At 73.5% G+C, this 13566-nt stretch carries 12 protein-coding genes; 9 read left to right on the top strand and 3 right to left on the bottom strand.

Features of this window, described 5'->3' with window-relative positions; genetic code table 11:
- Positions 1–3 precede the first annotated feature (3 nt).
- The 9 genes from ligA (at position 4) to ABID81_RS03745 (ending at position 10527) form a co-directional block, all read left to right on the top strand.
- Complete coding sequence (gene ligA, locus ABID81_RS03785) at positions 4–2352, top strand: NAD-dependent DNA ligase LigA (RefSeq protein ID WP_354593492.1); 2349 nt, start codon at positions 4–6, stop codon at positions 2350–2352.
- 105 nt (positions 2353–2457) lie between these two features.
- A complete protein-coding gene (locus ABID81_RS03780) occupies positions 2458–3915 on the top strand; it encodes an alpha/beta hydrolase (RefSeq protein ID WP_354593491.1) in 1458 nt (485 codons plus the stop codon).
- Positions 3916–4037: 122 nt separating this feature from the next.
- Positions 4038–4337, top strand: coding sequence for an Asp-tRNA(Asn)/Glu-tRNA(Gln) amidotransferase subunit GatC (gene gatC / locus ABID81_RS03775; protein ID WP_354593490.1), 300 nt, complete (start codon positions 4038–4040; stop codon positions 4335–4337).
- A 2-nt stretch (positions 4338–4339) separates the two neighbouring features.
- Positions 4340–5890: an Asp-tRNA(Asn)/Glu-tRNA(Gln) amidotransferase subunit GatA gene (gatA, locus tag ABID81_RS03770; protein WP_354593489.1), complete on the top strand. Its 1551-nt coding sequence runs from the start codon at positions 4340–4342 to the stop codon at positions 5888–5890.
- Positions 5890–7389, top strand: coding sequence for an Asp-tRNA(Asn)/Glu-tRNA(Gln) amidotransferase subunit GatB (gene gatB / locus ABID81_RS03765; RefSeq protein WP_354593488.1), 1500 nt, complete (start codon positions 5890–5892; stop codon positions 7387–7389). The genes gatA and gatB overlap by 1 nt, the downstream gene beginning before the upstream one ends.
- Positions 7390–7426: 37 nt before the next feature.
- Positions 7427–8200: a hypothetical protein gene (locus ABID81_RS03760; RefSeq protein ID WP_354593487.1), complete on the top strand. Its 774-nt coding sequence runs from the start codon at positions 7427–7429 to the stop codon at positions 8198–8200.
- Complete coding sequence (locus ABID81_RS03755; protein ID WP_354593486.1) at positions 8193–9029, top strand: DUF3097 domain-containing protein; 837 nt, start codon at positions 8193–8195, stop codon at positions 9027–9029. The genes ABID81_RS03760 and ABID81_RS03755 overlap by 8 nt, the downstream gene beginning before the upstream one ends.
- Positions 9030–9161: 132 nt before the next feature.
- The gene (locus ABID81_RS03750) at positions 9162–10049 is read left to right on the top strand and encodes a hypothetical protein (RefSeq protein WP_354593485.1); all 888 of its coding nucleotides are present in this window, start codon (positions 9162–9164) and stop codon (positions 10047–10049) included.
- Positions 10050–10101: 52 nt separating this feature from the next.
- The gene (locus ABID81_RS03745) at positions 10102–10527 is read left to right on the top strand and encodes a DUF3054 domain-containing protein (protein ID WP_354593484.1); all 426 of its coding nucleotides are present in this window, start codon (positions 10102–10104) and stop codon (positions 10525–10527) included.
- A 22-nt stretch (positions 10528–10549) separates the two neighbouring features.
- Here the strand turns inward: ABID81_RS03745 and ABID81_RS03740 are convergent, their stop codons facing one another.
- The 3 genes from ABID81_RS03740 to ABID81_RS03730 form a co-directional block, all read right to left on the bottom strand.
- Positions 10550–10873, bottom strand: coding sequence for a DUF7882 family protein (locus ABID81_RS03740; RefSeq protein WP_354593483.1), 324 nt, complete (start codon positions 10871–10873; stop codon positions 10550–10552).
- 68 nt (positions 10874–10941) lie between these two features.
- Positions 10942–12444, bottom strand: coding sequence for an AMP-binding protein (locus ABID81_RS03735; RefSeq protein WP_354593482.1), 1503 nt, complete (start codon positions 12442–12444; stop codon positions 10942–10944).
- Positions 12401–13549: an MSMEG_0565 family glycosyltransferase gene (locus tag ABID81_RS03730; protein ID WP_354593481.1), complete on the bottom strand. Its 1149-nt coding sequence runs from the start codon at positions 13547–13549 to the stop codon at positions 12401–12403. The genes ABID81_RS03735 and ABID81_RS03730 overlap by 44 nt, the downstream gene beginning before the upstream one ends.
- Between the last annotated feature and the right edge of the window lie 17 nt (positions 13550–13566).

Below are 13566 nucleotides of genomic sequence, written 5' to 3'. Positions count from 1 at the left end.
ACGATGAGCGACACCGGAACCGAGGGCGCACCCGAGGCGGCGGTCGAGGTCGACGGCGTGCCCGTCGACCTGGCCGAGGCCCGCGACGAGGCCGAACGGCTGACCACCCGAATCCTCGAGCTGCGCGACCAGTACTACGAGGGCAACGGCTCGACCGTCGCCGACGCGGACTACGACGCCCTCGTCCGGCGCCTCGACGCCCTCGAGCGCACCCACCCCGAGCTGCAGAAGCCCGACAGCCCGACGCAGACCGTCGGCGGGCGGGCCGAGACGACGCAGTTCGCACCGGTCGAGCACGCCGAGCGCATGCTCAGCCTCGACAACGTGTTCAGCGACGACGAGCTCGCCGAGTGGGCGGGCAAGGTGCAGCGCGACGCGGGGGCCGAACGCGTGCGGTTCCTCACCGAGCTCAAGATCGACGGCCTGGCGATCAACCTCCGCTACGAAGACGGGGTGCTCGTCACGGCCGCCACCCGCGGCGACGGCGTCGTCGGCGAGGACGTCACCGGCAACGTGCTCGCCATGGGCACGATCCCCGAGCGGCTCGAGGGCACGGGCCACCCGCCGCTGGTCGAGGTCCGCGGTGAGATCTTCTTCCCGGTGAGCGAGTTCGACGAGCTCAACGCGCAGCAGCGCGAGGCAGGCGAACGCGTCTTCGCGAACCCCCGCAACGCCGCGGCCGGCTCGCTCCGTCAGAAGGAAGAGGGCAAGACGCCCGCCAAGCGTGACCTGATGCACGCGCGCCTCCGGCGGTTGCGCATGCTCGTGCACGGCATCGGCGCCTGGCCGGTGCGCGAGCTCGAGCGCGCCACCGAGGTGCGCTCGCAGTCCGAGGTCTACGACCTGCTGGGCCGGTGGGGCCTGCCGATCTCGACCCACCACCGCGTCTTCGACACGATCGGCGAGGTCGAGGCGTTCATCCACGACTACGGCGTCCGACGCTCGTCCGTCGAGCACCAGATCGACGGCATCGTGGTCAAGGTCGACGACCTGGCCCTGCACGAAGAACTCGGGGCCACGAGTCGGGCCCCGCGGTGGGCGACGGCGTTCAAGTACCCGCCGGAAGAGGTCAACACGACGCTGCTCGACATCGTCGTCAGCGTCGGTCGCACCGGGCGCGCCACGCCGTTCGCGGTGATGGAGAAGGTCGAGGTCGCCGGCAGCGAGGTGCGTCAGGCGACCCTGCACAACCAGCAGGTGGTCAAGGCCAAGGGCGTGCTGATCGGTGACACCGTCGTGCTGCGGAAGGCCGGCGACGTCATCCCCGAGGTCCTCGGCCCGGTCATCGAGCTGCGCGACGGCACCGAGCGCGAGTTCGTGATGCCCTCCGACTGCCCCGAGTGCGGCACTCCGCTGAAGCCCGCGAAAGAGGGCGACGTCGACCTGCGCTGCCCGAACGCCGAGAGCTGCCCCGCCCAGGTGCGCGGCCGCGTCGAACACATCGCCTCGCGAGGCTCGCTCGACGTCGAGGGGTTGGGCGAGGTCGCCGCGGCGGCCCTGACGCAACCCGTCGAGCCGGCCACGCCGCCCCTCCGCACCGAGGCCGGCCTCTTCGGCCTCACCATGGCCGACATCATCCCCGTGCGCGTCGTCGTGCGTGACGCCGAGACGGGCATGCAGAAGCTCGAGGCCGACGGCCGGCCCAAGCTCGTGACGCCCTTCCGCCGGAAGCGTGCGAAGCGCGACGGCGACTTCGACCCGTCCTCGCCGGAGTTCTCGGGCGACGAGACCTCGGTGCCCTCGAAGACGGCGATCGAGATGCTCGCCAACCTCGAGAAGGCGAAGACCAGCCCGCTCTGGCGCATCCTCGTCGGGCTGAGCATCCGGCACGTCGGTCCGGTGGCCGCCCGGGCGCTCGCGAACCACTTCGGTTCGATCGACGCCATGCGGGCCGCCTCGCGGGACGACCTCGCGGCGGTCGACGGCGTGGGCGGCATCATCGCCGACGCCCTGCTCGCCTGGTTCGACGTCGACTGGCACGTCGAGATCATCGACCGCTGGGCGGCGGCGGGGGTCCAGTTCACGACCCCCGGCCACCCCGGCCCGGGTGCGGCCGAGGCCGCCGGCGGCGTGCTCTCGGGCGTGACCGTCGTCGCGACCGGCAGCCTCGAGGGCTTCACCCGAGAGGGCGCGCTCGAGGCGATCGTCGAGGCCGGCGGCAAGGCCGCGAGCAGCGTCAGCAAGAAGACCGACTTCGTGGCGGCCGGACCGGGCGCGGGGTCGAAGCTGACGAAAGCCGAACAACTCGGGGTACGGATCATCGACGCGGGTCAGTTCGCTGTCCTCCTTAAGGAGGGCCCGGCTGCTCTGGCTGACCCCCAGATGGGGGACGCCGACTCGTCGGATTCGTGATTTCCCTGGTCAGAGGGCACTTCTCCTTCCTAAGATGTGAGGACGTGTCGTTCTCGGGCTGTAGGGGGCCGGGGTACAGGCACGTGACGAGGGGGAAGACCCGACGTGCTGTTGCTCGCCGCAGCCATGCTCTCTGCCTCGGTGCACCTCGCCGGGGTGGCCGAGGCTCCGACCGTGCCCGCCGCACCGGTCTCGACGGACGTCCGTGTCGCGTCGGCGGCGCTCGTCGAGGCGCCCGTGCGGCTCGTCCCCGGGCCGGCGCCGGTGCGGGACGCGCCGGCCGAGCCCGAACCCGACGGGTGCCGGGCGCCCGAGGCGACCACCTTCTCGGCCGCGGCCTGCCTCGACCAGCTGGCCGGCGCCTCCTCGGCCGGGGTCGAACGGTACGCGTCGTCCCTCGACGACGACGGTGACGACGCGGCGTCGCTCGTGGCGGCCGTCGGCCGGCAGGTCTCGGCCCGGACCACGGCGACCTGGTGGGCCGGTCTCGACGACGGGCGGCGGACGCTGCTCGCGCAGGCCGCTCCCGGCGTCGTCGGCAACCTCGAGGGCGTGCCCTACGCGGTTCGCGACACCGCCAACCGCCAGTTCTTGCGCTACGCGACCGTCGCCGTCACGGCACGCCTCGGTTCCGACGTCGAGGAGCCGGACGACGCGCGCCGCCTCGCGATGCTGCAGCAGGTGCGGGCGACGCTCGACGGCGCCACGCACGACGTGCCCTTCGCCGGGACGTCCGACCGGCACCTGGTGGCCCTCGACACGGCGCTGCCGGGACGGGCGGCCGTCACCGTCGGCGACCTCGACACCGCCGACGACGTGAGCGTCCTCGTCCCGGGCATGCTCTTCACCGTGTCGGACCAGCTCGTGGACTGGACCAACACGGCGGGGGCCCTGCACGACGAGCAGGCCACCTGGGCGACGTTGCTCGGGCGCGACGGCCCCGGGCCGGTGCCGACCGTGGCGGTCGTGGCGTGGATGGGCTACCAGACGCCCGACCTGACGAACTTCTACGACCTGCGCCTCGCCCAGCGGGGCGCGGCGCACCTCGAGGACGCCCTCGCCGGCTTGGACGCGACGCGTGCGGGCCATGCGCCGCGCGTGTCGGTGATGGCGCACTCGTACGGCTCGACGACGGCGACGATCGCCCTGTCGTCGGGACGGGTCTCGGTCGACTCGCTCGTGCTGCTGGGCTCGCCCGGCAGCGTCGTGCCCGACGCGGGGGGCCTCGCGGTGCGCGGCGACGACGTGTACGCCGCGGCCGGCAGCTTCGACCCCGTGGCCGGCAGCGGCTTCTTCGGCGCCGACCCGGCGACCGCGGCCTTCGGGGCGGTGGTGCTGCACCTGGGCGGCGGGGCCGACACCGTGACGGGACGCGCCCTCGCCGCGGCTCTCGGCCACAACGACTACTTCCGCGCCGGGACCGAGTCGATGCGCAGCCTCGCCCTGATCGGGTTGGGGCACGGCGACCTCGTCGACGGCCGTGCGGGCGACCCCGGCCAGGGTGGCCCCGAGGCGCCGACCCTGGCGTTGGTCCGGCCGCAGGACGTCTACTTCAGGGACTGACGGACCACGGGGCCGACGGCGCCGACGAGCGGTGCGCGCTGGCCCCGGGCACCGGTGCCGCCCCGTAGAATCGTCCGGTACCCCCGCCGCGGCACCCCCGCACGAGCACGTGAGAGAGAAGCATGTCCGAAATCACGCGTGAGCAGGTGCAGCACCTCGCCGGTCTCGCCCGCATCGCCCTCACCGAGGCCGAGATCGACACGATGACGAGCGAGCTCGGCCACATCGTCGACAGCGTCGCGAAGGTCCGAGAGGTCGCGACCGACGACGTCCCGGCGACCAGCCACCCGATCCCGCTCGTGAACGTGTTCCGGCCCGACGTCGTGGGCGAGACGCTCACGGCCGAACAGGCGCTGTCCGGCGCCCCCGACCACGACGGCTCGCGCTTCCGGGTGAGCGCGATCCTGGGAGAAGAGCAGTAGCCATGACCGACACCACCTCGCTCGTCCACCTGTCCGCCGCCGACCTGTCGACGCGCCTCGCGGCCGGCGACGTGTCGTCGGTCGACGTCACGCGCGCCCACCTCGACCGCATCGAGGCGGTCGACGGCGACGTCCACGCCTTCCTCCACGTCAGCGCCGCCGCCCTCGACACCGCCGCCGACGTCGACCGTCGACGCGCCGCGGGCGAGCCGCTGGGGCCGCTCGCCGGCGTCCCGATCGCCATCAAGGACGTCCTGTGCACGATCGACATGCCGTCGACCTCGGGCAGCAAGATCCTCGAGGGGTGGGTGCCGCCCTACGACGCTACCGTCGTCGCGAAGCTGCGCGCGGCCGATCTCGTGCCGCTCGGCAAGACCAACATGGACGAGTTCGCGATGGGCTCGTCGACCGAGTTCTCGGCGTACGGGCCGACGCACAACCCGTGGTCGCTCGACCGCATCCCCGGCGGGTCGGGCGGTGGGTCCGCGGCCGCCGTCGCCGCCTTCGAGGCACCCCTAGCGCTCGGCAGCGACACCGGTGGCTCGATCCGGCAGCCGGGTGCGGTCACGGGCACGGTGGGGGTCAAGCCGACCTACGGCTCGGTCAGCCGCTACGGCGCGATCGCGCTGGCGAGCTCGCTCGACCAGGTCGGCCCGGTCAGCCGCACCGTGCTCGACAGCGCGATGCTGCACGACGTCATCACGGGGCACGACCCCCGCGACTCGACCTCGCTGCGCGACGCCTGGCCGTCGTTCACCGAGGCGGCTCGGACGGGCCTGGCCGGCGGTGCCCTGCAGGGCGTCCGGGTGGGCGTCGTCCGCGAACTGAACGGCGAGGGCTTCCAGGCCGGCGTCAAGACCCGCTTCGCCGAGGCGCTCGAGCTGATGAGCGCCGCCGGCGCCGAGATCGTCGACATCTCGGCCCCGAGCTTCGAGCACGCGATCAGCGCCTACTACCTGATCCTCCCGGCCGAGGCCTCGAGCAACCTCGCCAAGTTCGACTCGGTGCGCTTCGGCCTGCGGGTCGTCCCCGAGGGCGGCGGCACCGTCGAGGACGTCATGGCCGCGACGCGCGAGGCCGGCTTCGGCCCCGAGGTCAAGCGCCGCATCATCCTCGGCACCTACGCCCTCAGCGCGGGGTACTACGACGCCTACTACGGCAGCGCCCAGAAGGTGCGGACCCTCGTGCAGCGCGACTTCGCGGCCGCCTTCGAGCAGGTCGACGTGCTGGTCTCGCCGTCCGCCCCCACGACGGCGTTCCCGCTCGGCGAGAAGATCGACGACCCGCTCGCGATGTACCTCAACGACATCACGACGATCCCCGCCAACCTCGCCGGCATCCCCGGCATCACCGTGCCGATGGGCCTCGCCGACGAAGACGGCCTGCCGACGGGCCTGCAGTTCATGGCGCCCGCCCGCGGCGACGCCCGCCTGTACACCTACGGCGCCGCCCTCGAGCAGCTGCTCGAGCAGGGCTGGGGCCACACGCTCATCTCGCGGGCGCCCGACCTGAGCGCCTCCGAGCAGACCGCCGCCACCGAGGGAGTCATCTGATGGCCAAGGCAGACCTGATGGACTACGACGAGGCCCTCGAGAAGTACGAGGTCGTCCTCGGCTTCGAGGTGCACGTCGAACTCGCGACCAAGACCAAGATGTTCTCGGACGCCCCGAACTTCTTCGGCGGCGAGCCCAACACCAACGTCACGCCGGTCGACCTGGGCCTGCCCGGCTCCCTGCCGGTGGTCAACGAACAGGCCGTGCGCTACTCGATCAGCCTCGGGCTGGCCCTGGGCTGCTCGATCGCCGAGAGCTCGCGGTTCGCACGCAAGAACTACTTCTACCCCGACAACCCCAAGAACTACCAGGTCAGCCAGTTCGACGAGCCGATCGCGTTCGAGGGCGAGGTCGAGGTCGAACTGCCGGACGGGACGATCTTCGCGATCCCGATCGAGCGTGCCCACATGGAAGAGGACGCGGGCAAGCTGACGCACGTCGGCGGGTCGACCGGGCGCATCCAGGGCGCCGACCACTCGCTCGTCGACTACAACCGTGCGGGCATCCCGCTCGTCGAGATCGTCACCAAGCCGATCATCGGCGCCGGCGCCAAGGGCCCCGAGCTCGGCGCGGCCTACGTGTCGACCATCCGCGACATCGTGCGGGCCCTGGGCGTCAGCGAGGCCCGCATGGAGCGCGGCAACCTGCGTTGCGACGCGAACGTCTCCCTGCGCCCGCACGGGCAGGAGGAGCTCGGCACCCGCACCGAGACCAAGAACGTCAACTCGTTCCGCTCGGTCGAGCGGGCGGTCCGCCACGAGATCCAGCGTCAGGCCGCCATCCTCGCGGCGGGCGGCACCATCACGCAAGAGACGCGCCACTGGCACGAGGACACCGGCCGGACCTCGGCGGGTCGGCCCAAGAGCGACGCGGACGACTACCGGTACTTCCCCGAGCCCGACCTGCTGCCCGTCGTCCCGCCCCGCGAGCTCGTCGAAGAACTGCGCCTGGCCCTGCCCGAGGCGCCGGTCGCCCAGCGCCGCCGGCTCAAGGCCGAGTGGGGCTTCGCCGACCTCGAGTTCCAGGACGTCGTCAACTCGGGGCTGCTGACCGAACTCGTCGAGACCGTCGGCGCCGGTGCCTCACCCCAGGCGGCGCGCAAGTGGTGGACCGGCGAGATCGCTCGCCTCGCCAACGCGCAGGGCGTCGAGGCGTCCAGCCTCGTGTCTCCGCTGCACGTCAGCGAGCTCATCGCCCTGGTCGAGGGCGGCGAGCTGACCGACCGGCTGGCCCGTCAGGTGCTCGAGGGCGTCGTCGCGGGCGAGGGCAGCCCGTCCGAGGTCGTCGAGGCCCGCGGCCTGAAGGTCGTCTCCGACGACGGTGCGCTGATCGCCGCCATCGACGAGGCCCTGGCCGGCCAACCCGACGTGCTCGCGAAGATCCGTGACGGCAAGGTGCAGGCCGCCGGTGCCGTCATCGGTGCCGTGATGAAGGCCATGAAGGGCCAGGCGGACGCCGCACGCGTCCGCGAGCTGGTCCTCGAGCGGGCGCAGGCCTGACCGAGGTGACCACGGCCGCGGTGGGGCGTGGCGCACGATGAACCTCGTCGCGCGCCTCCGCCCCGCCCTGCGCGTGGCCGTCGCCCTGGCGGGCGTCCTCGCGGCCCTCGCCGTCGCCTCGCGCCTGCTGCCGCGCCGGGTGGTCCTGGTCCACCTCAGCGAGACGGGTGGGACGGCGTTCGCCGCGAGTCGCAGCGACCTCGGCCTGCTGGGACTGCTGCTCGTGGTCGGCATCGTGCTCGTCTGGCTCGTCGCGGCGGCCTTCCTCGCCGTGACGCCGGCCCGCCACCTGCTCGTGCCGCACGCCGCCTTCTGGAAGCAGCCCGCGAACCGGGCCGAGATGAGGCGCCGGTACGCGCGGTACCTCGCCGTGGCGACCAGCGCCTCCTTGTGGTTCGTGGCGGTGCTGTTCGTGCTGGCGATCGTGTCCCAAGAGGGCCCGCTCGCCGTGTGGTGGCTGCCCGCGGCGATCTCGACGGCCTACGTGCTGTTCGTCCTGGTCGGCCTGGTCTGGGTCCCCACGGCCGGGTTCACGCCGTCGTCGTCGGCGCGGGCCACCGCGCAGGCGCCTGCTCGCACGTCGGGCGGGATCACCCTGACGCCCGGCTCGCGCTCGAGGCCCGGCCCGGGGACGACGCCCGGTGCTCGTCCGGCGTCCGGTGCCTCACGACCGGCAGCCGTGCCCCCGGTGGCGAGCTCCACTCCGCGTCGAGGGCCCGGCGGGCCGACCGCGCCGTCCGGCGACGGTCCCCGCCAGGGTCCGCCCCGCCCCTACCAACCCCGACCCCGCTCAGGAGGCCCCCGTGGATGACGACCGGTACGGTGCCGACGTGCTCGCCGGTGACTGGAAGCGCTCGTCCAAGCCGGCTCCGACGCCGACCGACGCCGTGCGCGACCTCGTGGTCGAGGAGGCGCGGTCGGGCTTCACGGGCGCCATCGTGCGGGTCGAGGCCGGCACGGTCGAGCTCGAGGACTGGAAGGGCCGCGTCCGGGCCTTCCCGCTGACCGGTTCGTTCCTGATCGACGGTGCCGCCGTCGCCCTGCGGGTGCCGAGGGCGGCGCCGCAGGGGCGGGCGCGGACCGCGTCGGGGTCGTTCGCCGTCGAGGGTGCGAAGGCCCGGGTCGCCCGACAGAGCCGCATCTTCGTCGAGGGCCGTCACGACGCCGAGCTCGTCGAGAAGGTCTGGGGCTCCGACCTGCGCGTCGAGGGCGTCGTCGTCGAGTACCTCGAGGGCGTCGACCACCTGGCCGACGTGCTGCGCGACTTCCGGCCGGGGCCCGAGCGGCGCGTCGGCGTGCTCGTCGACCACCTCGTGCCGGGCTCGAAGGAGAGCCGCGTGGCGGAGGGCATCGCCCGCAGTCCGCTCGGGCGTCACGTGCTCGTGGTCGGGCACCCGTTCGTCGACGTCTGGCAGGCCGTCAAGCCGGCCCGTCTCGGCGTCGACGCCTGGCCCGTCGTGCCCCGCACGGTCGAGTGGAAGCACGGCGTCTGCGAGGCGATGGGCTGGCCGCACGACGACCAGGCCGACATCGCGCGGGCCTGGCAGCACATCCTGTCGCGGGTGCGCAGCTACGCCGACCTCGAGCCGTCGGTGCTCGGGCGGGTCGAAGAACTGATCGACTTCGTCACGTCGGGCTGACCCGGGTCTCGCCGGGGCGTCGTCCGCGGCGAGGACGACCCGTGCGCCCTCGGGTCCCGAGAACGCCTCCGTCGCCGCGAATCGCCCGGGCGTGTCGGCACGGCGGCCCGGTTTCGCCCTAGATTCGACCTCATGGCCGAGCAGATCGAAGGACGCGTCAGCTCGGCCGTGGACGCGTGGCTGCGGTGGCTGCCGCGGTGGCACGTCGGCACCGCCCGCGGGCGGACCCGACCGTGCCGGGTGTGCCTCGGCTCGCCCGTCGCCACCGCCGCCGGCTTCGACCACGACGTGCCGCACGCGGTCCAGCACGCGCTGCTGAACCGCCTGCGGCAGATCGTCGACGACGACGTCGACGAGTACACGGCCCGCAACCTGCCGCTGGTCACCCGCGAGCTGCGGCTCGTTGAGGCCCAGGAGGCGCGGGGCTACCGACCCGACCAGGGTCTCGATCCCGAGTTCCAGGGTCTCGACCTCGACCCCGAGCCCGAACCGGGCCAGCCGTTCCTCTTCACGCTCGCCGGCCTCGCGGGGGCACCCTCGGACGACGGCGTGGTCCCGCCCGACCCGATCGTCGCCGGCGCGGAGGGCCCTCGGGCGACGTCCCGGTCCGACCACGCCGACGCCGAGGCGCCGTTCGACCCGGACGACCTGGACGGCTGGCTCCTGCCCCCGGACTCTCCGGCGTCGCCCGTGACGCCCGAGTCGGGCTCGATCGCACCCGGACCGGCCGCCGACGAGCCCTCGGGGCGTCCGGGGGAGCGGGCCGACGCCGGGTCCGACGCACGGCCGGAGGCCGAGCCCGCGGCCGAGACCGAGTACTCGGACGAGGCCAAGGCCGCCCTGCGACGCGAGCTGACCCTGGCCGGCGACCACGCCGAAGCCGTCGGCACCAGTCTGTGCCTGGCCCTCGTCGAGCACCGTCCGCGCATCGCCGAGGCCATCGACCGTCTGGTGGTCCCACAGGTCGACGAACTCCTGGCAGAGTTGTCGCGCGCACTCGAGCAGCCGCGGTCCCGCTGAGGCGGGCGTCCGCCGGGCGGCCCCGGGTGCCGACGCCCCGAGAGGACCCGACATGACCCGCCAGACCCCGAGCCCCGCTCCGAGCCCTGGTCCGGCCCGCCGAGCGCCGGCCGCCCCGGCCTGGTGGCCGGTCGTCGTCGACCTCGTCGTCGTGCTGGCCTTCGTCGTGATCGGGCGGCGCAGTCACGCGGAGGGGCTCGACCTGCCCGGCCTGCTCGGCACGCTGTGGCCGTTCGTCGTCGGCGCGGTCGTCGGCTGGGCGAGCGTGACCGGCGTCCGCTGGCCGCTGGCCGACCTGCGCTCGGGTGCGGTCGTCTGGGTGTCGACCGCGGTGATCGGGGTGCTGCTGCGGGTGGTCGCAGGTCAGGGCGTGCAGCTCAGCTTCGTGATCGTCACGATCGTGGTGCTCGGAGTCTTCGTCGTGGGCTGGCGGGCCGTCGTCGCCCTGGTGCGACGGACGCGGGCACGTCGGGGCTGAGCCCGCCCCGGACCCGGGCGGATCAGCGGCGCTTGGCGCTGTTGTCGAGGCTGGGTTCGTCGGTCAGCACGAGGCCGGACGAGCTGTTCGACGAGGCCGTCAGCTCGGTGAGCCAGTCCCGGTTGATCGAGGGCACGCGTCCGCCCGAGTACTTGAAGTAGAGCGGGATGCCCGCGTCGAGCCAGATGCTGCTGCGGCCGTCACCGACCTTCTGCGTGTCGCGCCACGAGAAGAAGAACGACTCACGACGACGCAGCTTGGTGGCGATGACGATCTGGAGGTGTTCGAGCACGCGGTCCTCGAACTCGACCTCGATGCCCGACGTGCCGTAGATGAGCGATCCCATGGGGGTCCTGTTTCGTGTGGGTGTCCGATGCCGACGACGAGGCCGACTCAGGTCAATGTACCGTGCGATCAGGCATTCCCCGACCCGGGGTGTGGCGACGGGTCCTCGCCGGGTGGGACGGCCGTCGCCAGGGCGGCCCACGCCCGGCGTCGAGTCTTGCCGGTGTCGCCGCGCACGGGGTCGTGGACCACCCGCACCGAGGCCGGCCGTCGCGACGCGTCGAGTCGGTCGCGGGCCCAGGCCACGACGTCGTCGGGGTCGACGACGGCCCCGTCGACGTCGACCACGGCCTCGATGCGCTGTCCGAGGTCGTCGTCCGCGACCCCGAACGCGACGGCGCTGCGGACGGCCGGATGCGACTCCAGCACCCGCTCCACCTCGGCCGGGTGCACGTTGACGCCTCCGCGGAGGATGACGTCGTCGGCCCGGTCCACGACGACGAGGTACCCGTCGGCGTCCAGGTGGCCGAGGTCGCCGAGGGTGTCCCACCCGTCCGCCGTGCGCGCCGAGCGCCCCCCGAGGTAGCGGTAGGTGGGGTCGCCCCCGCGGTGCAGCCAGACGTGGCCGACCTCACCCGGCGGCAGGTCGACGCCCGCGGGCGACCGCACGGCCACCCGCGTGCCGTCGGTCGGCCGACCGACGCTGCCCGGGTGCTCGAGCCAGTCGTCGCCGCGGATGGTCAGCACGCCGTTCGACTCGCTGCCGGCGTAGACCTCGACCACCCGTTCGGGCCCGACCCACCCGAGGAAGCGCCGCTTGAGCCCGGGGGCGCACGGGGCGCCGAGGTGGACGACGGTCTCGAGGGACGACAGGTCTGCCGCGGACCGTTCCGCCTCGGGCAGGCGAAGCAGTCGGTGCATCATGGTCGGCACGAGCATCGTCCAGGTGACGCGGTGGTCGGCGATCGCCCGCAGCACGCGCCGCTCGTCGAAGCGGGGCAGCAGCACGAGCTCGTGACCCGTCAGCAGGCCGCGGAAGGCGTACGTGAAGACGGCCGAATGGGTCAGGGGCCCGGTGACGAGCTGCACCTGCTCGCGGGGCAGGAACGACGTCACGGGCAGGTCGGGATCGAGCAGGGCCGGCGCGGTGGCCAGGACGATCTTGGGGCGGCCGGTCGAGCCCGACGAGGCCGGCGCCTTCCAGCTCGTGGCCCAGGCGTCGGGCAGGGGCGCCGCCGGGTCGGCGTCGACGACCGGCGGGGGCGTCCAGGCCTCCGGCAGCCAAGGGACGTCGGCCGACGCCGACCGGACGCCGACCACGAGGGCCGGGCGTGCCAGCGACTCCAGCTCGGCCCGTTCGTCGTCGTCGAGCCCGCCGGGGACAGGGTGCGGCGTGGCGCCGCACTTCCAGACGGCCGCGCAGACGACGATCATCTCGAGCGTGTTCGGCAACGAGACCGTCACGAGCGAGTCCCGTCGCACGCCGAGGTCCAGGTAGGCGCGGGCCAGGACCCGGGAGGCGCGGTCCAGTTCGCCCGCCGTCAGCGTCCCCGTGTCGTCGCGGGCCACCACGCGGTCCGGGTCGGCCTCAGCGAGACCCGTGACGATGCGCGAGATCGACTGCCTGACCATGGTCGCCCTCCTCTCCGACGGCGGCGTAGAAGCGTTCGTGCAGCCGGGCCACGTCGTCCCAGTCGTGCGACGCGGCGAGGGCACGACCGGTACCGGCCGGGGGACCGGAGCCGTCCAGGGCCGCGACCAGCGCCTCCTCGATCGACGGGACGTCGGTCGCGTAGGCGACCGTGCCGCCGAAGACCTCGCGCAGGACGGGCAGGTCGCGGGCGACGACGGGCACGCCCGCCGCGAGGGCCTCCATCGCGGCGAGTCCGAAGCCCTCCTTCGTCGACACGAAGGCGAGCGCCCCGGCCGCCGCGACGAGCGAGGGCAGCTCGTCGTCGTCGACCACCCCGAGCAGCACCGGGTCGAGGCCGAGCTCGGCGACGCGGGCGTCGACGGCGGCCCGGTACTCCCGGTAGTCGAACAGGGTCTCGCCGCCACCGAAGACGAGGCGGACGTCGGGCCGGCCACGTCGCAACCGGGCGTACGCCTCGACGAGGTCGAGGCTGCCCTTGCGGGGTTCGATGCCCCCGAGGGCCAGCACGTACCGGCCGAGTCGTCCGTGCCACCGTTCGCGGGCGGCTGCTCCCGCGGGCCCCGAGGCGGCGGCGAAGCGGGCCGAGTCGACGCCGTTGGGGATCACCGTGGGAGTCAGCCCCCACCCGGCCTCGACGTCGGCGGCGACGGCGGTCGAGACGCAGAGGCGGGCGAGGGGCCGGCGGACGGCCTCGTCGTGGCAACGCACGAGCTGGGGTGTCGTGAACTCGTCGAGGTGGTGGATCGTCCGGACGCACGGGCCGACGGCGTTCGCCGAGATGCAGTCCTGGGCGTGCACCACGTCGTACGGCTCGTCCTCGCGAGCGCGGGCGAAGGCGGCACGCATGGTCTCGATCGACCGCTGGATGCGGTCGCCGACCGACTCGTCGTCGCGTGCCTCGAACGGCACGACCCTGATCGAGACCGCGGCGTCGACCCGGCGGAAGAACGCCTGGTCACCGCCTCGCCCGAGGGTCCACACCGTCACGTCGTGGCCCCGTCGGGCGAGGGCCTCGGACAGCGCGAGCGCGTGCACGACGCCGCCCCGCGGTTTCGTCGAGTAGGTGACCTGGGCGATGCGCACGGAGCTCCTCGGGGTCG

Source organism: Frigoribacterium sp. PvP054 (genome assembly GCF_040547465.1).
Taxonomy (GTDB): domain Bacteria; phylum Actinomycetota; class Actinomycetes; order Actinomycetales; family Microbacteriaceae; genus Frigoribacterium.
The sequence above is the reverse complement of the archived record's forward strand: the minus strand, read 5'-3'. Positions and strand labels throughout refer to the sequence as shown.

What these genes read in the sequence shown, in the direction of transcription:
- ligA (WP_354593492.1), top strand. Translation starts at nt 4, where the DNA reads ATGAGCGACACCGGAACCGAGGGCGCACCCGAGGCGGCGGTCGAGGTC.
- gatC (WP_354593490.1), top strand. Translation starts at nt 4,038, where the DNA reads ATGTCCGAAATCACGCGTGAGCAGGTGCAGCACCTCGCCGGTCTCGCC.
- gatA (WP_354593489.1), top strand. Translation starts at nt 4,340, where the DNA reads ATGACCGACACCACCTCGCTCGTCCACCTGTCCGCCGCCGACCTGTCG.
- gatB (WP_354593488.1), top strand. Translation starts at nt 5,890, where the DNA reads ATGGCCAAGGCAGACCTGATGGACTACGACGAGGCCCTCGAGAAGTAC.
- ABID81_RS03760 (WP_354593487.1), top strand. Translation starts at nt 7,427, where the DNA reads ATGAACCTCGTCGCGCGCCTCCGCCCCGCCCTGCGCGTGGCCGTCGCC.
- ABID81_RS03750 (WP_354593485.1), top strand. Translation starts at nt 9,162, where the DNA reads ATGGCCGAGCAGATCGAAGGACGCGTCAGCTCGGCCGTGGACGCGTGG.
- ABID81_RS03745 (WP_354593484.1), top strand. Translation starts at nt 10,102, where the DNA reads ATGACCCGCCAGACCCCGAGCCCCGCTCCGAGCCCTGGTCCGGCCCGC.
- ABID81_RS03740 (WP_354593483.1), bottom strand. Translation starts at nt 10,873, where the DNA reads ATGGGATCGCTCATCTACGGCACGTCGGGCATCGAGGTCGAGTTCGAG.
- ABID81_RS03735 (WP_354593482.1), bottom strand. Translation starts at nt 12,444, where the DNA reads ATGGTCAGGCAGTCGATCTCGCGCATCGTCACGGGTCTCGCTGAGGCC.